Genomic DNA, 25,294 nt, shown 5'->3' on the forward strand with positions numbered 1-25,294 from the left:
AATAAAAAGGGGTTTTAAGTATGAATGAATATGTTATAGAAACGAAAAATTTAACGAAACAATTTAGTAATTTTACCGCCGTTAATAAAATTAATTTGAAAGTAGAAAAAGGGCAGATTTATGGATTTTTAGGACCTAACGGTGCTGGAAAATCTACTACAATAAGAATGCTTCTAGGACTTATAAAGCCCACTGAAGGAAAATCCTATTTATTTGGTAAACCTATGGAGAGTCATTCTATAAATCTATTAAGAAAAGTGGGATCTATGGTAGAATCTCCATCTTACTATGGCAATTTAACTGCTAAAGAAAATCTAGAAATAACTAGAAAAATATTAGATGCAGATAAAAAAGAGATAGATAAGGTACTAAAAATTGTAGATTTAACGAAATGGAAAAATGAAAGAGTCAAGAAGTTCTCTTTAGGAATGAAACAAAGACTTGGAATAGCTCAAGCACTGTTGGGAAATAAGGAATTATTGATATTAGATGAGCCTACCAATGGGCTAGATCCTTCTGGAATACATGAGATAAGAGATTTAATAATTAGTCTTCCGGAAATGCTGGGGGTAACTGTACTAATATCCAGTCATATTTTAAGTGAAGTAGAGTTAATGGCTACACAAGTAGGAATTATTAATAAAGGAGAACTCCTTTTTGAAGGACCTCTTAGAGAACTTAAAAATAAAAATCAGTCTGAAATATGTATAGGAGTTTCTCCTATATCAGAGGCAGAAAGGTATCTATTAGATAAAAATTATGAAGTAGATAAAAAGAATGATAGATTATTCTTGAAAAAAGAAGACTTAAATCCTGGGCTGATCAATAAAGAATTAGTTTTTCAAGGCTTTGAAGTTTCACATATTAGTGAAGAAAATAAAAGTTTAGAGAATATTTTCTTAGAGTTAACAGGAGGAATAAAATAATGAAAGTTTTTCTATCCAGTATTAAAAATGAATTTCTCAAGCAGAAAAGAGGATTTACATGGAGCATAGCTGTATTGCTTTCTTTGGGTACTAGTTTTTTGGCTTTTGTAGATGTTTATTTAAGATATGACTATCTTATAAAAAAACAGGTTCTTTTAGACACATGGGAAATCTTATTATTAGAAAATCATTTATCAGCTCTTTGGTTTATTACTTTTCCATTGGCCATTACAACAATATGCTCACTATTATATTATGTAGACTATAAAGATGGAGGTCTAAAATATACTTTAACTTTGCCTATTGGCAAGAATAAATTATATTTTTCTAAATGGATTACTGTAGTAATCTTTAGTATCCTTATGATTATATTAAATATTTTAGGGCTAATACTTGTGGGAAAAATATTAAATTTTCCTGACTCCTTAGATATATATTTATTTTTTAAATATGGCATATATCAATTTGTTGCTCTTCTAGGAGTAATCAGTTTACAACTTTGGTTAAGCTCTCGAACTAACAATATTATAGCTTCACTAGCTCAAGGTTTCGTGGGGATTATTGTATCTTTATTTTTAGCTCAATCTCAACTTATTGCAAGATTTATTCCCTATGCCCACATGCTTTACTCTATACCACTGAAAGGAGAAAATAATTCTATAGCAATACAAGGCGGTATAATTTTTGGGCTGCTATTTCTTTTTATTGGTGTGGTTAATTTTAAAAGAAAAGATATTTTGGAATAAAGGAGAAGATATAATGTTAAAAATGTTACAAATAGAAATATTAAAATTAAAACATTCAAAAGTTTTATGGATTGCCGCTTTGGCTCCTGCATTTGTAGTCTTTCAAGGGGCTTCTAACTTTTTAAGATATTATGACCTATTTACAGAAAAAGGCCAAAATATATGGAGCCAAATATATACACAAAGTGTTATTTTCTATTCCTTCCTATTACTGCCTATATTGATTACTTTGATTATGTCTATTATGGGAAAAGTAGAAAATGATAATGGGGGATGGAAATATGCTTTAACCCTTCCTGTTAAACGAAAGGATATGTATATAAGCAAGTTTATCTTAGGTAGCGGTATAGTTTTCATAAATATACTTGTTTTCATAGTAAGTGTATTAATAGCAGGAAAGATGGTGAAAGCCCCAGGGCCTATTCCCTATGATATGATTATTGGACAGCCTCTTTTATCCTATATAGTATCTTTTCCTATTATGATAATAATTTATATTATAAGTATAAGCTTCTCTCATGTAGGAGTACCATTAGGATTAGGAATAGGTCTTACTCTTCCTGCACTCCTTGTGGCTAATACTAAGTATTGGATATTTTACCCTTGGACCTATCCTGCAATGGCTACTTCTGGAGGAGGATTATTTGAATCAAGTATGCTTATTTATCCCTTCAGTATAGTATTATTTGTTATAGCTTTTGTAATAGGTTTATATAAATTTAAAACTAAGGATATACTTTCATAGATAATACAGTTCTCTTGTTCTAGAATTTTTAGACAAGAGAACTGTATTATTATGTTATACTTAGTGTAATACTATGTATTTTATGAGATAAAGTAATGTGAAGAAGATGAGTAAAGGTTATATAGTATAATATTGAAAAGATTAAAAATATTAGATATAATGAGACGAAAAAGATTATACCAATAGGAGGATATAAAATGATATATGTAATAAATAATAGCAATGATCCTTTTTTTAACCATGCTGCAGAAGAATATCTAATGAATAATTTTAATGAAGAGGTATTTATGTTATGGATAAATAAACCCTCCATATTGATTGGTAGAAATCAAAATACTCTATCTGAGATAAACCTAGACTATGTTAAAGAAAATGATATTATAATAGTTAGAAGATTATCAGGAGGAGGAGCGGTTTATAATGATTTAGGTAATATGAATTTTTCTTTTATTACTTATAGAAATTCTTCAGATGGCCAAGTAAAAAATGGATTTGAAAAGTTTGCAATGCCAGTAATAAATGCTCTTCAATCATTAGGAGTCAATGCTGTATTTACGGGTAGAAATGATATAACAATAGATGGGAAGAAGTTTTCTGGAAATGCCCAATATTTTCAGAAGGACAAGCTTCTTCACCATGGAACTCTTCTATATGATTGTGATATGTCAAAATTATCCCTAGCCCTAAAATCCAAGGCTATAAAATTTGTTGATAAATCAGTAAAATCAGTAGGGGCAAGAGTTACGAATATCGCCGATCATATGAAAGAGAGCATGACACTACTAGAGTTTAGAGAATACCTGAAAAACTATGTAATAAAAACCCATGGTATAGAAACAATATATGAATTTAATGAAAAAGATCTAGAAGAAATTAATAAAATAGTTAGAGAGAGATTTGAAACCTGGGAATGGAATTATGGGAAAAGCCCAAATTATAGATATAAAAATTCTGTTAAATATCCAAGCGGAGTAATTGAATACTATCTAGAGGTTGAAGATGGTAAAATTGAGAATATCTCTATTTATGGGGATTTTTTTGGAGAGAAGAATATACAAGAGTTAGAGGAAAGATTAATAGGGATAAAGCATAGTATAAAAGATTTAGAAAATGTTTTAAATCAAATAAACATAGATGATTACATTAGAGGTTTATCAGTTAAAGAGTTTATTGAAGGGTTACTGGATATAGAATCAAATATGGAGGGATATGTATGCGTTTAAGAAAACCAGAGTGGATTAGAGTAAAGATGCAAGGAGGAACTGTATCAAACAAGGTAAATTCTTTGATATCGGATCTTTCTTTGAATACAGTATGTAATGAGGCAAATTGCCCTAATAGGATGGAATGTTATGAGAGAGGAACTGCTACATTTATGATACTGGGCAGAAATTGTACTAGGAATTGTACTTTCTGTAATGTAACTAGAGAAATGCCAGATAAAGTAAATCCAGATGAGCCTGAAAATGTAGCTAAGGCTGTAGCTAAACTTGGTTTAAGACATGCAGTTATCACATCAGTTACTAGAGATGATTTAGAGGATCAGGGAGCTAACCAATTTGCAAGAGTTGTAGAGGAGATAAGAAAAACTACTCCAAAGGTAACAGTTGAACTACTTATACCAGATATGCAGGGAAATAAAGAATTAATAGATATTATTTTAGATTCAGAGCCAAATATATTGAATCATAATGTAGAAACAGTACCAGAGTTATATGATGAGGTTCGGCCTATGGCAATATTTGAGAGGTCAATAGAATTACTTGATTATGTAAAAAGAACAAGACCAGAGATGAAAACTAAATCAGGTATGATGCTAGGTTTAGGTGAAACTAAGGAACAGGTAATAGATGTATTTAAAAGATTAAGAGAAGTTGATTGTGATATGTTGACATTGGGGCAATATCTACAGCCTACTACAGCTCATATTCCAGTAGTAGAATATATTACCCCAGGGCAGTTTGATGAATATAAAGAGATTGCATTATCTATGGGATTTAAGAGGGTAGCTTCATCACCACTTGTTAGAAGCTCATACTATGCAGAAGACTTCTAGAATATTAGATAAGGTTTAAGGACATTAGGGAGTAAAAGAAATAAAATTATATATTTCTTTTACTCTTTTTAGTTTCCTTATTTTAATCATTTATCTACAGTTTATAAAAGAAATAATCTAAGGTTGAATATAATATATATGTTTTGGAATTTTTATTTAAAAATGAACTAATATTAAGTTAAGGCGTAATACATATATAAAGGAGGATGAAGGCTTGAGAGAAGATATAGATTTGATAATCAATAAGAATAAAACAAAATTATATACTTTTTGCTTTCATCTGTCTAGAAATAAACAAGAGGCTGACGATTTATTTCAAGATACTTGGATAAAAGTATTTTCTAATCTAGATTCCTTTGATGAAAGTAAAAGTTTTGAGGGCTGGCTGTATACTATCGCACTTAATTCCTACAGAGATAAGTATAGAAAAGCAAAACGGTGGTTAAATAGGATAGTGGATTTTACTGATTCTGATGAGAAAAACCGTATATTAGACAATGCCAATTCAATATTAGGACTACCAGAAGAAGAATATCACAAAGAAGAAGAAAGAAAAAGGGTACAAGAAGCAATAAGTAAGTTGAAAGACAAACATAAACTACCTCTAATTCTATATTATTACAGATCACTATCATATAAAGAAATCGCAGAGATATTAGGAGTACCCGAAGGGACAATTAAATCTAGAATAAATACTGCAAAGACAAAGCTAAAAGATATCTTAGAGGAGGATGGATATGGACGATAAAGAATTAGAACAAATATTATTAGAAATAGGCAGGAAGGAAATTCATCCTTCAGAGAATTTAGTAGATGATACAATTGCATTTATAAAAAATAAGAATATTTATTATTTAATATTACTATCAATTATATCGTATATAATAGCCATTTTAGGAATTACTGTTGTAGGGAGTAAATATATTGGACTCGAAGCTACAGTTTCATTGTTATGTATAATACACTTGATAGGTTGCATATCGTCACTTGGAGTAATCATTGTGTTGAGAAACAATAAGGAAGGAGAGATTAATTATGAAAAGTAAAAATTTATTCTGGTTTATTACAGCACTGTGGATAGGTTTTGGAATATTTCCCCTAACTTTAATTGTCTTGAAATTAGGTCATTCACAGGAAATACATGCTAGAGTTCTCTCTTTATTTTTATTAATTCTTGTAGTTCTAGCAATTGTAATCATAGCTATATGTAGATATGTATATAAAGATGCCAAATCTAGGGGAATGGATCCTTATTTATGGATGGCAACAGCAGCATACGTGCCTAATTTTGTAGGATTAATAGTATATCTAGTTATGAGAAAACAATTTAGTATGGGAATTCTAAAATGTACAAATTGTAGTATGGAAATAAAAAGAGATTGGAAATATTGTCCTAATTGCTCACATAGATTGCAAGAAAGAAATTAAAATACTGCCACTGGCAGTATTTTAATTTCTTACACTTTCCCCAAGCTATCTAATATAGTATAATTAATCTACTATTATGAGAGGGACGGTGATGGAGTGATAAAGGAATTAACAGATAAGTATCTTTCTATATGGTGGGAAACAAAGCCTGAACTACATATGCCGACTGAAAAGATCTCCTTTGCTGAAAAAATTAAGAATGAGAAAAAAATAGAATTGTTTAGAAAAGAACTGTTTAGAACATTAAAGAAAATACCGAAGAATGAGAATGAAGAGGAAGATTTAAGAAAAGAAGTATTTGAACTGATAAAGGAAATGGAGATACAGATATCAAATTATGAAGAAAGCATTATAGATTTTTTTATTGATAATGGGTATGGAAATATTACTAGAGAATTTATAGACGAGGTAAAGAAATTTGATTCTCAAATGGAGGTTTATGATATATTTCAAGCTATTAGAAATGTTTGGATTATGAATAGTATACAAATATTATATAATATGGAAGTAAAGCTAACACCTTCCATATTCGCTTATAGCATGTTATATCCATATAGCGATAATTATTTAGATGATGCTAATATTTCAGTTGGAGAAAAGGTAGAGTTTAATAAAAGGTTTAGAGATTGGTTATTAGGAAAAGATAGTGCTCCTTTAAATAATATGGAACAACATATTTACAATCTTGTAAAAAAGATAGAATATGAGTTTCAAAGGAATACTTATTCTGAAGTCTTTGAAAGCCTTCTAGGTATTCATACAGCCCAAGAACAAAGTCTCATACAGCAAAGGGAAAAAACATTACCTTTTGAAAAGAATATAATAGGGATTACCTTTGAAAAGGGAGGTACATCTGTATTAGCTGATGGGTATTTAGTTAGAGGAATATTAGATAGAGTTGAAGCAGAGTTTATGTTTGGTTATGGAGTATTTCTTCAGATAATAGATGATCTACAGGATATAAGGGAAGATTATAATAATAAACATATGACCATATTCTCTCAAATAGCGGATAAGTATAAATTAGATAGACTGATAAATAAGCTGCTAAATTTTATTGATACTTTCTTTAATAATGAAACTACTTTTACCTCTGAAAAAGCAAAGAAATTAAAAAGAGTAATTCAGGATTGTTCTCACATTATGATATTTGAAGCTATATCTAAGAATAAAAGTAGATTCAGTAAAGAATATATAAAGAGAATAGAATCCCATTCTATTGTTAGATTTTCTTATTTCAAAAAAGTTAAGAAAAAGTTTCAAAAAACATTTTCACAAGAAGATATTATTAGAATTTGTAATATGTTGAGTAAGAATGAATTTATAATAAATATATAAATCTAATGATATTGGGCTATTATATTTATATTATAATTTTCAGGATATTTAGGATAAGTAAATAGGGTATAAATAGGTTGTAAACATATATAAGAAATGATATAATAAAAAATAGGTCATGGGGTTGACCTTAACTGCTATATGCTAATAACTCCTACAGATATGGGATATCTGTAGGTTTTTTTATGTCTAATTTTAGGAGGATTGATAACATGGCAACGAGTTTAGGAATCATAATAATATTAGGACTTCTAGCAAATGCAGTGTTCACGAGGATAAAATTGCCAGGACTATTAGGTATGATTATTGCAGGTGTTATTATAGGACCATATGGGCTTAATTGGCTTAGTGAAGACATTATAAAAGTTTCAGCTGATTTTAGAAAGCTTGCGTTAATTATAATACTACTTAGAGGGGGATTTGGAATTAGCAAGGAAGATTTAAAAAAGGTTGGTGCTCCTGCCATAAGGTTAAGTTGTATACCGGGATTATTTGAAGGTTTAGCAATAGCTTATGCAGCTATGAAGATATTTCAATTCAATTTCGTACAAGGAGGCATGCTTGGATTTATAATTGCAGCAGTATCTCCAGCAGTCATCGTGCCTGCAATGCTTAATTTCATGGAAAGAGGACTTGGAGGAGAAAAAGGGATACCCACTCTAATACTGGCTGGAGCTTCAATTGATGATGTTTTTGCTATTACAATTTTTTCTACATTTTTAGGAATATATAGTGGTTCAAAGATTAATATAGGTATGCGGATTTTAAGTATTCCAATATCTATTATTTTAGGAATATTGGCTGGGGTAGTTATAGGAATATTTTTAGTTAAGATATTTAAAAGATATTCTATCAGAGATACGAAAAAGGTATTATATATTATTGGTGCGGGAATTCTTCTTACAGCTTTTGAGGATTTAGTTAAGTCTAAGATAGAAATTGCAGGGCTATTAGGTGTTATGACAATTGGATTTATTATATTTGAATCTATGCCTCATATAGGAAAAAGAATTGCTGTTAAGCTTAATAAAATCTGGGTTTTTGCAGAGATATTATTATTTGTATTGGTAGGTGCCCAGGTAAATATTTGGTTAGCACTTGATACAGGTTTTAAAGGTATGTTATTAATTGTTATAGGATTATTTGCTAGAAGCATAGGAGTAGTATTATCGCTATTAAAAACTAATCTAAATATGAAGGAAAAGATATTTTGTATTATAGCATATATACCAAAGGCAACAGTTCAAGCAGCCATAGGAGCTATTCCATTGTCTCTAGGAGTAGAGTCAGGAGATTTGATTTTATCCATAGCAGTTTTAGCCATTGTTCTCACAGCACCTCTTGGAGCAATAGGTGTTAGCTTAAGCGGAGAGAAATTATTATCATGAAAAAACATTGCCCCTTGATTTTATTAAGGGGTATTTTTCAATTAATAAAAATAAATATAAGCAGCTTACATTCTCAAGACTAGATCATCTACTTTAACGCCTAAAACTTCTGCCAATAAAACTACTTTGTTAAAAGCGGGATTTTTCTTTGTTCCTCGCTCTAATTCTTCAATATAAGATTTAGAGATATGAGTAAATTTTGCTATATCCAATGTAGTATATCCTTTGCTGTTTCTTAGTTCTCTTACCTTTGAACCATTTAGCATAAAAAATCCTCCTCTAAAATATTATATTTAATTATACTTAATATAATCTAAAATTATTATGCAATTCTAAAATCATTAAGTTGTTTTTCTGCACGGTTTTCTATTATGTCCTCTATTTCAAACCAATTTGTTACACGTGTGATATTCGATGGCAAGGGTCCTTTGTTGTAGTTGCAGTCCATAAGGAGCACTTCAAATCCAGAATCAGCCAACTGCATAGCATTTTCATATCGATCTTCTATAAAGATATCACAACTTAAATCCTTTGCAGTGCCAACTTTATTGTGGGAACCTAATAGAGTTAGTGAATCCATTGATATTTTATGATGGGAAAACCATAAATAAGTCACATTTTTCATTCTTTCTTCTCTTGCAGTAACGAAATGAATTTGATGCTGTCTATACAAATTGCTAAGAACTTTTTTGGCACCCTTTCTAATTCTAGCTTCTTGATGTAATGCTTCGCCGTATAAAGCATAAAATAACTCATAAGCTGCCCTATCTACTCCTAAAACCCGATGTATTTCGTATACTGTTACATCCTTAGGTTTGATGTTAGTATTGAAATAGTCATTTACCCTAGGAATCCAATCGTAAGCCTCGGTAATAGTCCCATCAATATCAATACATAAATTTAATCCTTTCATTATTTCGCCTCCTATATTTATATTGTGCTTTAATTATACAATAGAAATATAAAGTCTCTTTTAACATTAAGTTAAGTTTAGGTAAAGAATTGGGGGAATAAATAAAAGTAAATAGACATCTTAAGGCAAAATGATTAGAATATAGATAATAATTTAAAAGAAAAGGAATTATAATACTATGGATTTAATGTACTGGAAGGGATGATCATTTAAATGGGAGTAAGTTTAAGGGAAATATTGGCATCGGATTTTTTCTCAGAAGCTAGAGTATTGGCAGGAAAAGAAGGGCTTGATAGAATAGTTCAAGGTATTTCATCTCAGGATGCGCCTACTGGTGGACAATGGGCTAGGGGAAAAGAGCTGATGCTCTCTACAGGATATTTATTTAAGGGTAATATAGAGTATTTCAAAGAAGTAATAATTGAGGCAAATGAGGCTAATGCAGCAGGTTTAGGCATAAAGGTCGGCAGATATTTAGATGAGATTCCTAAAGAAATTGTAGAGCTATGCGATGAGTTAAAGTTTCCTCTTATTGACTTACCTAAAGATTCTGCATGGATAGAAATAGGAAATGCCATTAATGAAATAGCTATAGATAGATATATAGAAAAATTAACTAGTTTTATTCAGGTATATGGGAATAAAGATCATGATAGAAAAATAAAGGAGATAATAGAAGGATTATATAATAATATAGGAAAGCCAGTGGAAGTATATGATTTTTGCAAAAACAAGATATATTCAACATTTAATAAAAGTATTAAAAATACTAAATTAAGTGATTATGAATTCATATGGAATCCAGATTGCAAACATGAAAAGGAAAGCTTATCTGAAAAATTTCATATGTTTAGAATAGAAAATCTTGAGAATAAGGAAGATAGCTTACGGATAGTTCTCCCAATAGAAATAGATAATATAGTTCTTGCCTATCTTGTAGTTTGGGAAAATCAAGAGAAAAGTGATTACTATGACCTATATACAATAAGGTTGAGCTTTGTCCTTCTACTACATGAATATGGAAGTATATATTTTGAAAATTCTTTTAAGGATAAATTTCAAGATGAATTGATTCGACAAATAATAGAGAGTAACTTTCAGAATGAAACTCAGATAATAAGAAAGGTTCTAGATACTGAGGGGCTATATTTGTGTATAAGCATAAAGCAGTTTAGCCATGAAATAAGTTTATATGATCATAGAGAAAAAATATCTAGATGCATATATAATATTTTTCAAAGAGATGAAATAATCTTTGGATTAGCAGGTAAAGATGAAATAGTTATGCTCTATAAGAAAGATAAGGATATACATAAAACAAATGAATTTATAAAAATAAGTATAAGTCAACTTATTAAATGCTTTGAAAATGAAGTAATAAAAGGAAAGTTTGTAGCAGGAGTTTCTAGAGGCTTTGTAGATATAAAGAATGTGAAAAATAGTTATACTGAGAGTTCCAAGACTATTGATATATCAAGATATATTTACCCTGAATCTAAAGTGGTTCTTTATGATAATCTAGGACCTTTCAAATTTATTAACATAGAAGAATTCAAAAAGGAAAATATGAGTATATATAACGAATATATAAAACCTTTAACATTAGAGGAAGATGGTCAAGAACTGATAATTACTTTGAAAAGCTTTTTAGAATGTAATCAGAACTACTCTTTAACGGCTGAAAAGCTCTTTGTTCATAATAATACAGTAAGATATAGAATAAATAAAATTAAGAATCTAATAGATATGGATAGTGAAGACTCTGTTGAAAGGTTAAAGATAGAGATAGTTTTGAAATTCTTAAAATTGTTTAATTAAATATTTATTTAGAGAAAGCACAGATTCTAAACTGTGCTTTTATTTATTATATAAATCTATAATCATTTAGAAAAATTCACAAAAATTAAAAGAATTTTGGAAATATTAACAAAAAATCTGTTTGCTTTATATATTATAATAAAAAATGTGATAAATATCACAATGACTTATATTGATTATAAAATTTAAAAAATGGAGGAAGAAGACGTGAGAGAGTATTTAGAAGTAGCTAATGATCCAATTTTGTGGGTTATGTGTCTGCCTGTTGTTTTAATAGTAGGTGTACAGGCAATTATATTTACCAAGAAAGCCTTTGAAGCAGGGAAAACAATTAACTTGAAGCGTGAAGATGGTGTTAAAGCATTTAGGATTGGAGCTATTGCAGCAATAGGACCTTCATTAGCTGTGCTTGTAGTAATGCTTGGAATGATGGCGGTAGTTGGAGCACCTATTACTTGGCTGAGGCTATCAATCATAGGATCAGCGCCAGCAGAGCTTGCAGGAGCTGCAATGGGTGCACAGGCAATGGGAGTTGAATTTGGGTCTAGTCAATATGATTTGACAGCATTTGCGTCATCTGTTTGGACTATGACATTAAATGGTATAGGATGGTTATTAGTTGTAGCTTTGTTTGCAGATAAGTTAGATATTGTAAAAGAGAAGGTAACAGGTGGAGATGCTAAGCTTGTAGGTCAAATAGGGACAGGTGCTATTATAGGGGCTTCATCTTTTATTGTTTCAGGGCAAATTATAAGTAAAGGTAATCTTGTGTCTACAAACCTTATAGCGGTATTAGTAGCTACTATAGTTATGATGGTGATGGTGAAACTTTCAGAGAAAGTGAAAGCCTTAAAAGAATGGAATCTAGGAATAGCCATGTTTGTTGCCATGTTCGTTGCAGCATTATTTAAATAATACTAAGGAGTGAAATCTATGGAAAATCGTTCATATGAAGAAACGTTTACTAAAAAGATAATTTCAACTGGAAGATGGACAATATTAACTGCTGTGGTTTTATGTTTTTTACCAGCAATATATCTATGGATAAGATATGGAGCAATACCTTCTGTAAAAACTATTTTAACAGGATGGTTCTTAATCGCCTCAATGTATGGAGCCTTCTATATAGTTGAGCCAATTTCCTATTTTCCTATATTAGGATTATCTGGTACTTATATGTCATTCTTATCTGGAAATATAGCGAATGTGAGAGTTCCTGCATCAGCAGTTGCCCAGGACGCTCTAGGGGTTGATGCTGGAAGCCAAGAAGCTGAATTAGTTTCAACTATAAGTATAGCAGGATCAATAATAACAAACTTGATTATAGTTACCATAGGTGCTTTTGCAGGTAATGCTATAATTGGAGCGTTACCTGAATATGTAATAACAGCTTTTGGATTTGTTTTCCCTGCTATTATGGGGGCTTTATTAACGATGTTTGCTCTTAAATTTTACAAATGTGCCATTGTTGGACTAGCAGTTGGGATAATTATCAACATGACACAGCTAGTTCCAGCATGGCTTGCAGTACCACTATGTGTTTTTGTGACTGCATTTGTTGCTATAATTGATTATAAAAAACAGAGATTAAATCAATAGATTATTGTAAGCATAGAAATTAAAATAAATAATTCTGAAATATGAGAAGTAACCATCATATAAGGGACAAAACTGTGAAGTTTTTATATTATTTATTGGTTTGATAATATTATCAGAGGAGGAATATGCTGTGAATTTTAAAGAATGTGCAAAAGAAATTGAGAAAGATATAATTAAATGGAGAAGAGACTTGCATCAAATACCTGAAATTGGACTAGATTTACCTCAAACATCAGACTATGTTCAGATGAGACTTAAAGAGATGGGAATAGAGTATAAAACACTTGTTAATGGTTCAGCTATAGTAGCGTTGATTGGAGAGAAGAATCAAGGAAAGACAATAGCATTAAGAGCTGATATGGATGCACTTCCAATAAAAGAAGAGACCAGTGTGCCTTATTCGTCGAAGAATGGGAATATGCATGCCTGTGGCCATGATTCCCATACAGCAATGTTATTAGGTGCAGCTAAGATATTAAAGGATAATGAACATTTATTAAAAGGAACTGTAAAACTATTATTTCAGCCGGGTGAAGAAGGATTTGCTGGAGCCAAACATATGATAGAAGAAGGTGCTTTAGAAAGTCCTAAGGTAGACAATATAGTAGGCCTTCATATAGGAGCACCTTCCAAAGGTGTTCCAGACGGAAAAGTAATAGTTAATTATGGTAAAACCATGACTTGTTTAGATAAATTCTATTTAAAAATAAAGGGAATAGGGGCTCATGGTGCATATCCAGAGCTAGGAGTTGACCCCGTGACTATATCAGCACAAGTTATAGGAGCCTTACAATGTATTGTAAGTAGAGAAAAAAGTGGCCCAGAGCCTGCAATAATCACTGTTGGAAAGATAAACGGAGGGACGGCTTTTAATATAATACCTGAATTTATAGAAATGGAGGGGACCGCCAGATTTGTAGATCAAGAATTAAGGGAACAAGCAGCAAAGAGGATTGGAGAAATATCTACAGGTATTGCTAAGGCAATGAGGGGTGACTGCGAATATGAATATGAATTTGGATATCCACCACTTATAAACTCAAAAGAAATTACAGAAAAGTTTATAAAATCTGCTCAGAAAATAGTTGGAAGTGAAAACATAATAGAAATGGAAAGACCTATTATGGGTGGAGAAGACATGGCATTTTTCTTACAAGAAGTTCCTGGCACTTTCTTCTTCTTAGCTTCAAGCGAATATGACTCAGAGGGGAACTTTATCTCATCCCATAATCCAAAATTTAATATAGCAGAAGATGTTTTGCATATTGGAACTGCCTTATTTGTTCAAACAGTATTTGATTTTCTGAATATATAATCATTATGATTTAATTTTAATAAGATTAATAGAAGTCACCTATAGAGTATTCCTTAATAGATACTTTAAGGTGACTTTTTTATAAGGAATAGGAAAGTTCTACTTTTGGTCTTTTTTATTTTAAGAAAATACAAAAATAAAAGCAAATAGACATATGATGATAAAATGTTTAGAATATAGATAATGAGATTTTGGAAGAAAAGAGATGGAAACTGCCATGAAAGATATTAAAGTAAAACCAATTAAGAATCCAAATAAGATAATTAGCTATTGGAAAAATGAAAAGTTTACTGTAGCATTGATTGTGTTTTTTGGACTAGTTTTCAATGGAGGAACTGTTCTAGGGCCTATTTATCAAGGAAAATTAATAGACTCTATTTTAAGAGGGGATAGCCTATCTACTTTAATAGTTCTAGGAATTAAGTTTATTGCTATTATTGTTACAATTCAATTAATGCGCTATTTCAAACGTCTCTACATCAGACGCTTTGCTAATAATACCAGTGCTACAATGCGTTTTATGATATACAATAATATTATGAATAAAAGCATTATCCAGCTAGATGATGAAAGTGCTGGAAACTTAATGACACGAGCTATTTCAGATGTAGAATTATGTGTAGAAGGTATGCGTAAATTTACTACAGAGGTATTTGACACAGGTGTACTTATGCTATCCTATTTTATTTCAATGCTCGTATACGATGTAAAAATAACGATTTTAGCATCTATTTTTATTCCAGTTGCTATGATTTTAGCCGAAAAACTTAAAGTAATTATCTATAAATATTCCATTGCATTTCGAACCAAAAGTAGTGAGGTTGCTGATCTTACCTATGGTACTATTGAAAACGCTATTCTTTATCGTGTGAATGGTATTGAAAAGCGAAATCGGGAGAAATACAATATTGAACTGGAGGATTTGCAGAATAAGGCAATTAAAGCTCATATTTTAGAGAATTCTATGCAGCCAATTTATAATGTTATTGCCATGCTAGGGATTATTCTTGTAATCTATCTAGGTGGTACTAAAACAATTGAAGGTAATTGGACTGTAGGAATCTTTTCCGCCTATATATCTATTTTTACTGCAATGGCAGTTAAGGCAAGTAAGGCAGCAAAGCTATTTAATTCTGTACAGAAATCACAGGTATCATGGAAAAGAATTAAACTCTATCTTTCTGAATACCAGACAAAAGATACTACTACCAACATTAAAGAGGACAAAACAAGTCTTATTGTTGATAGCCTTAGTTTTACCTATTCTATTGGAAAAGATAATATTATCGAAGATATCAACTTTGAAGCTAAAGAAGGAGAAATTATCGGTGTAACAGGGCCTATAGCATGTGGTAAAACTACATTGGGAATAGCGCTATTGGGACAATATCCTTATCTTGGAAGTATAAAAGTAGATGGGAAAGAACTTAAATCTTATTCTGAATATGAACGTAGTCAGATGATTTCTTACTTAGGACATAAACCTCAATTGCTTTCAGATACTATTTACAATAATATTACTCTTGGGGAAGATTTAAAAATTAACTCTGTTTTAAGAGATATTTGCTTCGAAGATGATTTAAAAGCTATGCCAGAGGGAGAATCTACTATAGTTGGTAACAATGGAATTCGACTAAGTGGCGGACAACAATCAAGAATAGCCCTTGCTAGAACTTTGGTAAGGAAAAATAAAATAATTATCTTAGATGACCCTTTTTCTGCAGTAGACATGAAAACTGAAGAGAAGATAATTGAAAATTTAAGAAAGAACTATAAAGAGAGTATAATCATTTTGATTTCCCACAGATTGAGTATTTTTGATAAAATAAATAAAATTTTATTGATTAATGATGATAAAAGTGTGAACTATGGTACACATAATGAGTTGATGGAAAGTTCTACATTATATAAATCTATATATGATTTACAAAGCAGTGGAGGTGGTATTGATGAAAAATAATTTAGTAAAGAAATCTATTAAGCATGTAATCAAAGAAAATGTTATATCCGTTGCATTACTTGTAGTTATAATCGTAGGAATAGTTATTACATCATTACTTCCTCCACAGATTTTAAGAAAGATAATTGACCAAAACCTTGTGCCTAGAAATATTGCAGGGCTACTATCTTTAGCTGTTTGGTATCTTGGTATTCTAATGTTTATTGGGATATTTGATTTTGTGAAAGAAGCCATTTTAACTATTCTAGGTCAAAAAATCACCAAGGAAATTCGTATGGAGATGATGGGAAAACTTGAGAAAATAAATGCTATATTTTTTTCTTATAATGGATCTGGTACTGTAGTTTCCCGTTTTACTAATGACGTTGATGCAATTAGTTCTCTATTTACATCTGGCATAGTTAGTATGATAGTTGACTCATTTAAAATTATTGGTATCTTAGGGTCTATCTGGTTCTTTAGCGTGAGGCTTGGGATAATTACTTTGATTTTGTTACCTATTATATTTATTATCATAAGAATATTTCAAAAACGTATGTTAGAGGCACAGATAAAAAATCGTGTGTTGGTAGGAAAGGTAAATAATCATATTTCTGAAAGCTTAAAAAATATAGAGATGATAAAATCCTTTAGCAAGGAAAGTTATATGGAAGAAAATTATAAAACCTATCTGATAGATAACTATAAGACAATGGAAAAGGTTAATTTCTATGACTCAATATTTTCACCAATTATTATGATTATTCGTGCCATAATAATTGCTGTTGTTGTGATATTATCATCTAAAGAATTGGGGTATTTAGGTATATCTTTAGGTATGGTTGCTGCTTCCATTGAATTGATTTCCAATCTCTTTAGTCCTATTCAAGATTTAGGTATGGAGCTTCAAAGTATTCAAGGGGCTATATCAGGAATATATAGGGTTAATGAATTTTATAATGAGCCAGAAGATGATTATAAGGACAGTGAACTTTCTGCCGAATCAATTATATCAAATAGGGAAGAAGTAAGAATATCCTTTAATGATCTTAGCTTTTACTATGAAGAAGAAAGAGACATTTTACAAAATATAAACCTTGAATTTCAGCCACAGGAAAAGGTGACTTTTGTAGGCAGGACAGGGGTCGGGAAATCCACATTATTTAAACTAATACTAGGACTTCTTAAACCGACTGATGGGAGCATAACTATAAATCAAGTTGATGTATATAGCATTCCAAATACTGAAAAAAGGAAAATATTTGGGTATGTGGATCAAAGTTTTCATGCTATAAAAGGTACAGTAGCAGATCAAGTTAGTTTACAGGATGAAAGTATTGCAAGAGAACAGATTGAAGATGCTATAGATTTTGTAGGACTAAGTGATTATGTATTATCCCTAGAAAATGGATATGATACAAATATGGATAACAATCTTTTTTCACAAGGACAGAAACAATTACTGGCTATTGCAAGAGCTATAGTCACTAATCCGCCTATATTACTCCTTGATGAAATAACTGCAAATCTAGATGCAATTACTGAAGAAAAAATAATATCTATATTACAAAAGGTTAGTGATACACGTACTATTTTATCAATATCTCATCGATTACTTTCTATGATTTCTTGTGATACCGTAGTTATTTTAGAAAATGGAAGAGTTAAAAACTCAGGTTCACCAGAATTACTTTTAGAAAATGATGAGTGGTATCGTAGTCATATTGAATTAGAAAAACTAACTTGGAGATGATGAAGAGTTTAAATTGTTAACCTAATTGATTCTTGCAATTATAATGAAAAAACTGCCTGTAGGAGGCAGTTTTTTCATGTACAGCTATATCCTTTTACTGGAGCAGAGTGTCGAAATTTGTTATAATAAATCCATAGATTATTATAACTATTATTGAATTGAGTATAAATTAACTTTATATAAAGGTGGATACCCTAGTGAGAGACAGATTAATTAGTATTGCCTCATTATTAATAATACTATTATTTATTAGTTCAAATTCATACTGTATTGATATTGATAAGATTATAACAATTGGAGGGGAGAAGAATTATCCTCCTTTTGAATATTTAGATAGCGATGGTGAATATAGAGGATTTAATGTAGACTTAATGAAGGCTTTAGCACTGGAAATGGGAGTGGAAATAAAACTAGTTCCAATGGACTGGGTGGATGCTCATATTTCACTACAGAATGGAAGTATAGATGCAATACAGGGCATGAATTATAATGATACTAGACTAGCTATGTATGATTTTTCTAATGAGTATTTGAAAAACTCTCTGGTTTGTTTTGTTAGAAAGGATGAATCTCAAATATTAGGAATAGATAGCCTAAAGGAACGCAGGGTTGCTGTGCAGAGAAGTGACTTTGCTGCATATGCATTAGCAGATCGAGGAGAAATAGAAGTAGTCTTTTTTTCAGATTTAGATATTGCCTTTGAAAAGCTTATTAAAAATGAAGTTGATGCTGTTGTAGGAAATAAGCTTACAGGATTATATATACTTCAGAAAAATAGAAGTATTGATTCAATAAAAATTGTAGGAAATGACATAAGTTTTACATCTTATGGGATGGCATTTAAAAAAGGCAATAAAGAAGTAATGAACGATTTCAATCAAGGATTAGAAAACTTAAAAAAGAAAGGTACATACTATAATATATATGAAAAATGGTTTGGGAAAGAAATAAAACCAGCTTGGAAGGACTTATTGAACATACTTTATGCATTATCACTTATTATTTTTATAGCAATTTTAATAAATCTTTTCTTTATTAGAATTAATAGTATTTTAAAGAAAGAAGTGGAAATGAGGACTGTTGACCTTAAAATAGTAAATGATGAATTAAAGCAAAATCAGCAGATTATAAAAGAGAGTGACAAATATAAAGAACAGATTTTAAATGGTATTGGAAATGGTCTTATAACCTTTGATAAGAATGGAGTCATTACAACTCTAAACAAAAGCTGTGAAAATTTGTTGAATATTAACAGTGAAGAATTTATTGGTATGAGGTATGATGAAGTTGGATTAGAAAATTATATTAATGTCGATCATTTAAGGGAGTGTCTAAAATTTGAAAAACAATTTAGCTTTCAGGAAAAGAGATATTATAAGGATAATAAGGAAAATATATTATCCTATATACTAAAACCATTATTTGATTTAAACAATGAAAATATTGGAGCTGTAATTACATTTAATGATATAACGGAAATCAGCATGCTAAGAAAAAGACTTGCTGAAAATGATAAAATGAATTCTTTGGGCACTCTAATATCAAGAATGTCTCATGAGATAAGAAATCCACTTACATCTATAAAAGCATATATTGATTTATTGCCTATAAAATATGATAATGTAGAGTTTAGAAAAAAGATTACGACTGAGATCCCAACTGAAATTGAACGATTAAATGGATTGCTGACTGACTTAATAGATTATTCTAAACCAAAAAAATTAAAAAAAGAAAATTTTGATATAGTACAGCTGGTTAACCAAATCATCGATATTTTTGCATCTGAAATAGAGAGCAAAGGGATAGACATTAATTATTTGGATAAATCACAAAAATTTTTATATGCTGATATGCAACAAATCAAGCAAATAATAATAAACATTCTTCGCAATAGTATTGATGCTATTAAAGGTGATGGTGTAATCAGAATCGATATGGAGGATAGACAAGAAGAAATAATTTTAAGTATATTGGATAATGGCAGGGGTATTGCCGATGATGATTTTAATAACATATTCGATCCTTTTTTTACTACAAAAGATAATGGTACTGGACTAGGATTAGCAATATGTTATCAATATGCAAAAGAGAATAATGCAAATATTAATATTGACAGTAAATATGGAGAGTGGACAAAGGTAGAATTGATTTTCATGAAATCATAATAATAGGAGAATTAATATGGAAAAAATATTGATTGCTGATGATGAAAAAAATATTTGTGATTCTTTGAAATTTGCACTTGAGGACAGTTATGAAGTATTTACTACTCAAGATGCTAACCAAGTTATGGAAATATTATATAGCGAAAATATAGATGTAGTTTTATTGGATTTAAAAATAGGTAAGATAGATGGAATAACAGTTTTAAAAGATATAAAGAGTAAGCTAAGAAATGTTCAAGTTATTGTGGTGACAGCTTACGGCAGTATTAAATCTTCCATTAATGCCATGAAGGAAGGAGCCTTTCATTATATTACAAAACCTATAGACATGGAAGAACTATATTTATATGTGGAAAAAGCTATAGAGTACAAAAACTTAAATTACTCGCTAACGAATCTTAAAAAGATATTGCATGAAAGATATAGCTTCAAAGAAATTGTAGGAAATTCTGATAAGTTAAGGTTATTTCTTAACAGAGTTGAGAAAGTGATAGATATTGATTCCACAGTATTGATAACTGGTGAAAGTGGTACTGGAAAGGACTTAATTGCTAAAGCATTACATTTTCAAGGAAATAGGAAGGATGAAAATTTTATAGTGGTAAATTGTGCCGCTATTCCAGAGAACCTTCTTGAAAGTGAATTATTTGGATATGAAAAAGGAACTTTTACGGGAGCTGATAAGAAAAAAATAGGTAAAATTCAGCTAGCTAATAATGGAACTTTATTTCTAGATGAAATAGCGGAAATGGATTTACAGCTTCAAGCAAAGATATTGAGAATTGTTGAGGATATGGAGGTCACACCCCTAGGCAGCAATAGACCAGTTAAAATTGATGTAAGAATTGTTGCTGCCACTAATAAGGATTTAGAAGCAGAGGTTAAAAGCGGTAAATTTAGAGAAGATTTATTTTATAGATTGAATGTCATTAATTTAGAAGTGCCACCTTTGAGAGAGCGTAAAGGAGATATCCCTGTTTTACTCAATTATTTTTTAAATAAGTATAATAACAAATTACATAAAGAAGTTGTGGGATTTAGTAAAGATGTTATAGAAACTCTAGAGAAATATAAATTCCCTGGAAATGTAAGAGAACTTGAGAATTTAGTTGAAATGTTAGTAGCATTATCTGATAATAAAATCATTTCAAAAGAGAGCTTGCCTGAGCGATATTATGCTAATACTGACAAAGATTATGATAATAATGACATAAGAATTAGGATAGGAACCAATTTAAAAGAAATTGAAAGAATTGTAATATTAAAGACCTTAGACTATTTTCAAGGGAACAGGCGTATGACAGCAGAGAGCTTGCAGATAAGTGAAAGAAATCTTCAGTATAAAATCAAAGAATATAATATTGTGAAATAAAAGACTTCTGCAACATTTGCACTTTAGTGCAATAATTGCAGAAGTCTTTTTAAAAGATGTAGTTAACGGATGTGATTATTTCAGTGTATTTATATATTATAGCATGGCATGAATGTTGCAATTATACATGTTTAGGTAATTGATTTATTAATTGACTAAGTCAAGAGATTAAAATTAGGAGGATGGTAAAATGTTCAAGTCTAGAAATTTTGTAATTCTTTTAGTTATGGTATTAATACTTAGTTTAGCTATTAGTGGCTGCAAAAGTAAGGATGCATCAAAGGGTTTAGATGACAATGGGGCCGAAGAAGTAATTGAGATTGGATATGGACATGGATTTATGCCTGAAACACCTCATCATAAGGCAGCTATTAAGTTTAAAGAGGAAGTTGAACAAGCAACCAATGGAAAGGTAAAGGTTAACTTGTTCCCATCAGGACAATTAGGAAGTGCAAGGGAGATGTTTGAGGGGTTGCAGATGGGAACTCAAGAGATCGCTTTAGTACCGACAGCTAGAATAAGTGGATTTGCACCTGAACTACAATTATTTGATTTGCCTTTCTTGTTTCCTAATAGGGAAATCGGATATAAGATTATGGATGGAGAAGTTGGTACAGCATTGCTTGATAGCCTGAAAAGTCAAAAAATTAAAGGTGTTGCTTTTTACGAGGATGGATATAAGCATTTTACAGCTAATAAGCCAATATCCGAGCTAGAAGATTTTAAAGGTTTGAAATTTAGAACAATGGAAAGTCCTATTATAATTAATCAGTTTAAAGCTTTAGGAGCTAATCCGACTCCTATTGATTTTGGGGAGTTATATAGTTCATTACAGTTAGGCGTTGTTGACGGACAAGAGAATCCGTTGGTTACAATAGTAAGTTCCAAGTTTTATGAAGTACAAACTAATCTAACTCTTAGTGAGCATGCTTATTTAGGCCATGTACTGATATTTAGTGATGATTGGTACAATAAATTACCTAAAGATATACAAGAAATACTCTATGAAAAGGGTAGAGAGATAGCTAAATGGCAGAGGCAAGCAGTCCAAGAAGAAGAGAAAAATTATTTGCAAACAATTAAAGATGCTGGCGTTAATGTAGTTGAATTATCCCCAGAAGAAAAAGAAAAAATGAAAGAAATAACTTTATCTGTTCATCAAGAATATGTTAAATTATTTGGAAATGAAATTTTAGATAAGACATATGAAGAAATTGAAAAATATAAATAGACAGTTAAATAATTTGAAGGTAGGAGGTCGAAAATGAAATCATTTAATAATATCCTATCAAAGATAGAACAATACTTCATTGGGATACTGCTATTAGTTATAGCTTTCATACTTTTTATTAATGTAGTACTTAGATTTTTTGGTTCTTCTTTGGTGTGGTCAGAAGAAGTGGCACGATATGCTATAGTATGGCTGACATTTGTTGGCTCTAGTGTTTGTGTTTATAAAGGTGCACATATAGGAGTAGATGCTATAATGAATGTTTTAAGTGAGAAGGGTAAGAAAGTTTTACTCCTTATAACAATCCTAATGTCAATTGCATTTACTTTGCTATTTACTTATTTTTCATTTATAATTACAAAAAATGTATTCATTACAAATCAAGTTAGTTCAACTATAAAAGTTCCGATGGTATATGTTTATGGTTCAATGCCTATAGGTGGAATACTTATGTTATTGAGATATACTCAAGAATTCTTTATAAAACTAAAGGGTGGTGAAAGTAAATGACAGTAGCATTATTCGTACTTCTATTTGTCTTTTTATTTACTGGAGCACCAGTATATATTGCAATGTCTTTAGCAAGTGTTCTAGCATTATCTTTTTTCACTCCTATACCTATGGAGGTTGTAGCTCAAAGGATGTTTTCTGGTATTGATAAGTTTTCATTAATGGCTGTCCCATTTTTTATTCTTGCAGCTAATGTAATGAAAGGTGGAGGGATTTCAAAAAGAATACTTAATTTAGCAAGTAAATTAGTAGGACATTTAACGGGTGGACTTGCTATTGCAGTTGTAATATCATGTATGTTCTTTGGAGCAGTTTCGGGTTCAAGCCCTGCAACAGTTGTTGCAATAGGAGGGCTTATGTTACCTGAATTACTTAAAGGAGGATATGGTGAGAAATTTTCACTTGGATTGATCACATCGAGTCCAGCAGTCGCAGTAATTATACCTCCAAGTATAGGTATGATTGTATATGGAACTGTTACAGGAGTATCAGTTGGGGATTTGTTTATAGGAGGTATCGGTCCTGGAATCGTATGGGGATTAGTTGTTATCGCATATTGTTACTTTATTGCAAAGAAGGATAAAGTACCTGTACAGGAGAAAGCATCTTTGAAGGAAATATTAATAGCTTTTAAAGAGGCTGCATGGGCACTAGGAGTTCCTTTTATTATAATAGGAGGTATCTATGGTGGAATATTTACACCAACAGAATCTGCTGTTGTTGCTTCAGTCTATGCTATTTTTGTCGCTATATTTATTTATAAGCAGTTAGATTTTAAGGGGCTATTAGATGAATCCATTGATGCCGCCGTAGGTACAGCACAAGTTATGATATTATTAGCTGCTGCTTCGATATTCTCTTGGATATTGACTAGGCAGCAGATTCCACAGGCCCTCGCAGAGGGTTTGATAGCAATAACTAATTCTAAGGTAACGATATTGTTAATGATGAATATCATACTTTTAGTTGCGGGAATGTTTATAGATCCAGCTTCGGCAACTACTATATTAGCACCATTATTTTTACCTCTAGCAATAAATTATGGTATAGATCCCATACATTTAGGAATAATTATGGTTGTAAATGGTGCCATAGGAATGTTTACACCACCATTTGGATTAAATTTATTTGTAGCAACAGGAGTCTCTAAAGAACCTGTCAGCAAGATTATTTCAGGTATAGTACCATTTGTAATATTATCTTTAATTACCATGGCTATTGTGACATATGTACCACAAGTAACAATGTTTTTTGTTAATACCATGAAATAAATATATAATAATACTAGTTAATAATTTACGACCCTTAGATTAAGACTTTAGTGATTGGACTTTAAAAACGGTTTTGGATTTAGATTTGATCCCAAACCGTTTTTTTATAACGAATATGGGAACCCTCCTTCAAAGACTTCTTTGGAAACCTTTTTTATATGCAATTAATTACTTTTCTTGTATAAAAAATTGATTCAATATATAATTAATCTAAATGAGAAAAAGAGATGACATTGGAGGTAAACAAATGATGAATAATCTGGACAATTATAATAATATATCTTTCGCAAGAGCTGAAACTTCTGTGATAATGGAGGTGTTTCATAGCAATATTTATGGAAATGTCCACGGTGGAGAGCTGATGAAACTTGTAGATATTGCAGCAGGTATGGCAGCAACAAAGCATTGTAAAGGTCAGGTAGTTACTGCTAGAGTGGATGAAGTAGTATTTCATCGTCCGGTGCATGTAGGAAATATAGTTAAATGTATTGGACAGTTAGCTTATGTAGGTAAATCTTCTATGCAAATTATAGTAAATATCTTAGCAAGTAGTATAGAGAATTATAGTGAATGGGAAACAGCATTAACTGCATTTGTTACTATGGTTCATATGGTAGATAATAAATCAGCTAAGGTACCAGAACTGATTGTAACTACGAAAGAAGAGGAAGAAATCTATAAACTGGGAGAGAAAAAGCATAAGGAAATAAAGGAAAAATATATTAAATCAGAAATTATTTGATGTAGATTGCTGGTTAAATCACTTCTTAGGGTATCAATT

Annotated in this window: 24 protein-coding genes and 1 riboswitch; of the genes, 22 read left to right on the forward strand and 2 right to left on the reverse strand. The window is 30.8% G+C overall.

All coding sequences use genetic code 11. The features are described 5' to 3' along the window. The first annotated feature begins 20 nt into the window (after positions 1-20). The 10 genes from RDK80_RS13130 (at position 21) to RDK80_RS13175 (ending at position 8,627) form a co-directional block, all read left to right on the forward strand. Positions 21-926, forward strand: a complete 906-nt coding sequence (locus RDK80_RS13130) for an ABC transporter ATP-binding protein (protein WP_094901814.1) — start codon at positions 21-23, stop codon at positions 924-926. After that, positions 926-1,672 carry an ABC transporter permease gene (locus RDK80_RS13135; RefSeq protein ID WP_216556297.1) on the forward strand — a complete coding sequence of 249 codons (747 nt, stop codon included), beginning with the start codon at positions 926-928 and terminating at the stop codon, positions 1,670-1,672. The genes RDK80_RS13130 and RDK80_RS13135 overlap by 1 nt, the downstream gene beginning before the upstream one ends. Positions 1,673-1,685: 13 nt before the next feature. Continuing rightward, positions 1,686-2,417: an ABC transporter permease gene (locus RDK80_RS13140; protein WP_216556294.1), complete on the forward strand. Its 732-nt coding sequence runs from the start codon at positions 1,686-1,688 to the stop codon at positions 2,415-2,417. Between the two features lie 197 nt (positions 2,418-2,614). Next, positions 2,615-3,640 carry a lipoate--protein ligase gene (locus RDK80_RS13145; RefSeq protein WP_216554485.1) on the forward strand — a complete coding sequence of 342 codons (1,026 nt, stop codon included), beginning with the start codon at positions 2,615-2,617 and terminating at the stop codon, positions 3,638-3,640. Then, a complete protein-coding gene (lipA, locus tag RDK80_RS13150; RefSeq protein ID WP_308524520.1) occupies positions 3,631-4,473 on the forward strand; it encodes a lipoyl synthase in 843 nt (280 codons plus the stop codon). Before RDK80_RS13145 ends, lipA begins: the two co-directional genes overlap by 10 nt. A gap of 214 nt (positions 4,474-4,687) precedes the next feature. After that, complete coding sequence (locus RDK80_RS13155) at positions 4,688-5,221, forward strand: sigma-70 family RNA polymerase sigma factor (RefSeq protein ID WP_216559463.1); 534 nt, start codon at positions 4,688-4,690, stop codon at positions 5,219-5,221. Continuing rightward, a complete protein-coding gene (locus tag RDK80_RS13160) occupies positions 5,211-5,519 on the forward strand; it encodes a hypothetical protein (protein WP_216559461.1) in 309 nt (102 codons plus the stop codon). Before RDK80_RS13155 ends, RDK80_RS13160 begins: the two co-directional genes overlap by 11 nt. Beyond that, positions 5,509-5,901 carry a zinc ribbon domain-containing protein gene (locus RDK80_RS13165; protein ID WP_216559459.1) on the forward strand — a complete coding sequence of 131 codons (393 nt, stop codon included), beginning with the start codon at positions 5,509-5,511 and terminating at the stop codon, positions 5,899-5,901. The genes RDK80_RS13160 and RDK80_RS13165 overlap by 11 nt, the downstream gene beginning before the upstream one ends. Positions 5,902-5,997: 96 nt before the next feature. Beyond that, positions 5,998-7,239, forward strand: a complete 1,242-nt coding sequence (locus RDK80_RS13170; protein ID WP_216559457.1) for a hypothetical protein — start codon at positions 5,998-6,000, stop codon at positions 7,237-7,239. A gap of 105 nt (positions 7,240-7,344) precedes the next feature. Further along, positions 7,345-7,403: riboswitch (Fluoride riboswitch) on the forward strand. 48 nt (positions 7,404-7,451) lie between these two features. After that, on the forward strand, positions 7,452-8,627 hold the full coding sequence (locus RDK80_RS13175; RefSeq protein WP_216559455.1) for a sodium:proton antiporter: 1,176 nt from the start codon (positions 7,452-7,454) through the stop codon (positions 8,625-8,627). 65 nt (positions 8,628-8,692) lie between these two features. Here the strand turns inward: RDK80_RS13175 and RDK80_RS13180 are convergent, their stop codons facing one another. Together RDK80_RS13180 and RDK80_RS13185 are read right to left on the reverse strand one after the other, a co-directional pair. Continuing rightward, on the reverse strand, positions 8,693-8,893 hold the full coding sequence (locus tag RDK80_RS13180; protein WP_094901830.1) for a helix-turn-helix domain-containing protein: 201 nt from the start codon (positions 8,891-8,893) through the stop codon (positions 8,693-8,695). Between the two features lie 56 nt (positions 8,894-8,949). Then, positions 8,950-9,540, reverse strand: a complete 591-nt coding sequence (locus RDK80_RS13185; RefSeq protein WP_216559453.1) for a hypothetical protein — start codon at positions 9,538-9,540, stop codon at positions 8,950-8,952. Between the two features lie 213 nt (positions 9,541-9,753). Here RDK80_RS13185 and RDK80_RS13190 point away from each other — a divergent pair, with 213 nt between their 5' ends. From RDK80_RS13190 to RDK80_RS13245, 12 genes are all read left to right on the forward strand, one after another. Beyond that, a complete protein-coding gene (locus RDK80_RS13190; RefSeq protein WP_216559451.1) occupies positions 9,754-11,358 on the forward strand; it encodes a PucR family transcriptional regulator in 1,605 nt (534 codons plus the stop codon). Between the two features lie 207 nt (positions 11,359-11,565). Then, positions 11,566-12,273, forward strand: coding sequence for a DUF5058 family protein (locus RDK80_RS13195; protein WP_216559449.1), 708 nt, complete (start codon positions 11,566-11,568; stop codon positions 12,271-12,273). Between the two features lie 18 nt (positions 12,274-12,291). Next, on the forward strand, positions 12,292-12,957 hold the full coding sequence (locus RDK80_RS13200; protein WP_308524521.1) for a hypothetical protein: 666 nt from the start codon (positions 12,292-12,294) through the stop codon (positions 12,955-12,957). Positions 12,958-13,087: 130 nt separating this feature from the next. Beyond that, positions 13,088-14,272 (forward strand): M20 family metallopeptidase, encoded by a 1,185-nt coding sequence (locus RDK80_RS13205; RefSeq protein ID WP_308524522.1) that lies wholly within the window; start codon positions 13,088-13,090, stop codon positions 14,270-14,272. 205 nt (positions 14,273-14,477) lie between these two features. After that, complete coding sequence (locus RDK80_RS13210) at positions 14,478-16,232, forward strand: ABC transporter ATP-binding protein (RefSeq protein WP_308524523.1); 1,755 nt, start codon at positions 14,478-14,480, stop codon at positions 16,230-16,232. Further along, the gene (locus RDK80_RS13215) at positions 16,222-17,964 is read left to right on the forward strand and encodes an ABC transporter ATP-binding protein (RefSeq protein ID WP_308524524.1); all 1,743 of its coding nucleotides are present in this window, start codon (positions 16,222-16,224) and stop codon (positions 17,962-17,964) included. Before RDK80_RS13210 ends, RDK80_RS13215 begins: the two co-directional genes overlap by 11 nt. A gap of 197 nt (positions 17,965-18,161) precedes the next feature. Further along, positions 18,162-20,129, forward strand: coding sequence for a transporter substrate-binding domain-containing protein (locus RDK80_RS13220; protein ID WP_308524525.1), 1,968 nt, complete (start codon positions 18,162-18,164; stop codon positions 20,127-20,129). A gap of 16 nt (positions 20,130-20,145) precedes the next feature. Continuing rightward, positions 20,146-21,501, forward strand: coding sequence for a sigma-54 dependent transcriptional regulator (locus RDK80_RS13225; protein ID WP_308524526.1), 1,356 nt, complete (start codon positions 20,146-20,148; stop codon positions 21,499-21,501). Positions 21,502-21,691: 190 nt separating this feature from the next. Next, positions 21,692-22,732: a TRAP transporter substrate-binding protein gene (locus RDK80_RS13230; RefSeq protein WP_308524527.1), complete on the forward strand. Its 1,041-nt coding sequence runs from the start codon at positions 21,692-21,694 to the stop codon at positions 22,730-22,732. A gap of 33 nt (positions 22,733-22,765) precedes the next feature. Beyond that, positions 22,766-23,242 (forward strand): TRAP transporter small permease, encoded by a 477-nt coding sequence (locus RDK80_RS13235; RefSeq protein ID WP_308524528.1) that lies wholly within the window; start codon positions 22,766-22,768, stop codon positions 23,240-23,242. Continuing rightward, on the forward strand, positions 23,239-24,513 hold the full coding sequence (locus RDK80_RS13240; RefSeq protein WP_216559431.1) for a TRAP transporter large permease: 1,275 nt from the start codon (positions 23,239-23,241) through the stop codon (positions 24,511-24,513). The genes RDK80_RS13235 and RDK80_RS13240 overlap by 4 nt, the downstream gene beginning before the upstream one ends. A 247-nt stretch (positions 24,514-24,760) precedes the next feature. Next, positions 24,761-25,255, forward strand: coding sequence for a hotdog domain-containing protein (locus RDK80_RS13245; RefSeq protein WP_308524529.1), 495 nt, complete (start codon positions 24,761-24,763; stop codon positions 25,253-25,255). The last annotated feature ends 39 nt before the right edge of the window (positions 25,256-25,294 follow it).

Source organism: uncultured Tissierella sp. (assembly GCF_902479755.1).
GTDB classification, from domain to species: Bacteria; Bacillota; Clostridia; order Tissierellales; family Tissierellaceae; genus Tissierella; species Tissierella carlieri.

Bases quoted from the DNA above. Each gene is read 5' to 3' on its own strand.
- RDK80_RS13130 (WP_094901814.1), top strand. From the start codon at position 21: ATGAATGAATATGTTATAGAAACGAAAAATTTAACGAAACAATTTAGT.
- RDK80_RS13135 (WP_216556297.1), top strand. From the start codon at position 926: ATGAAAGTTTTTCTATCCAGTATTAAAAATGAATTTCTCAAGCAGAAA.
- RDK80_RS13140 (WP_216556294.1), top strand. From the start codon at position 1,686: ATGTTAAAAATGTTACAAATAGAAATATTAAAATTAAAACATTCAAAA.
- RDK80_RS13145 (WP_216554485.1), top strand. From the start codon at position 2,615: ATGATATATGTAATAAATAATAGCAATGATCCTTTTTTTAACCATGCT.
- lipA (WP_308524520.1), top strand. From the start codon at position 3,631: ATGCGTTTAAGAAAACCAGAGTGGATTAGAGTAAAGATGCAAGGAGGA.
- RDK80_RS13160 (WP_216559461.1), top strand. From the start codon at position 5,211: ATGGACGATAAAGAATTAGAACAAATATTATTAGAAATAGGCAGGAAG.
- RDK80_RS13165 (WP_216559459.1), top strand. From the start codon at position 5,509: ATGAAAAGTAAAAATTTATTCTGGTTTATTACAGCACTGTGGATAGGT.
- RDK80_RS13175 (WP_216559455.1), top strand. From the start codon at position 7,452: ATGGCAACGAGTTTAGGAATCATAATAATATTAGGACTTCTAGCAAAT.
- RDK80_RS13180 (WP_094901830.1), bottom strand. From the start codon at position 8,893: ATGCTAAATGGTTCAAAGGTAAGAGAACTAAGAAACAGCAAAGGATAT.
- RDK80_RS13185 (WP_216559453.1), bottom strand. From the start codon at position 9,540: ATGAAAGGATTAAATTTATGTATTGATATTGATGGGACTATTACCGAG.
- RDK80_RS13190 (WP_216559451.1), top strand. From the start codon at position 9,754: ATGGGAGTAAGTTTAAGGGAAATATTGGCATCGGATTTTTTCTCAGAA.
- RDK80_RS13200 (WP_308524521.1), top strand. From the start codon at position 12,292: ATGGAAAATCGTTCATATGAAGAAACGTTTACTAAAAAGATAATTTCA.
- RDK80_RS13210 (WP_308524523.1), top strand. From the start codon at position 14,478: ATGGAAACTGCCATGAAAGATATTAAAGTAAAACCAATTAAGAATCCA.
- RDK80_RS13215 (WP_308524524.1), top strand. From the start codon at position 16,222: ATGAAAAATAATTTAGTAAAGAAATCTATTAAGCATGTAATCAAAGAA.
- RDK80_RS13225 (WP_308524526.1), top strand. From the start codon at position 20,146: ATGGAAAAAATATTGATTGCTGATGATGAAAAAAATATTTGTGATTCT.
- RDK80_RS13230 (WP_308524527.1), top strand. From the start codon at position 21,692: ATGTTCAAGTCTAGAAATTTTGTAATTCTTTTAGTTATGGTATTAATA.
- RDK80_RS13235 (WP_308524528.1), top strand. From the start codon at position 22,766: ATGAAATCATTTAATAATATCCTATCAAAGATAGAACAATACTTCATT.
- RDK80_RS13240 (WP_216559431.1), top strand. From the start codon at position 23,239: ATGACAGTAGCATTATTCGTACTTCTATTTGTCTTTTTATTTACTGGA.
- RDK80_RS13245 (WP_308524529.1), top strand. From the start codon at position 24,761: ATGATGAATAATCTGGACAATTATAATAATATATCTTTCGCAAGAGCT.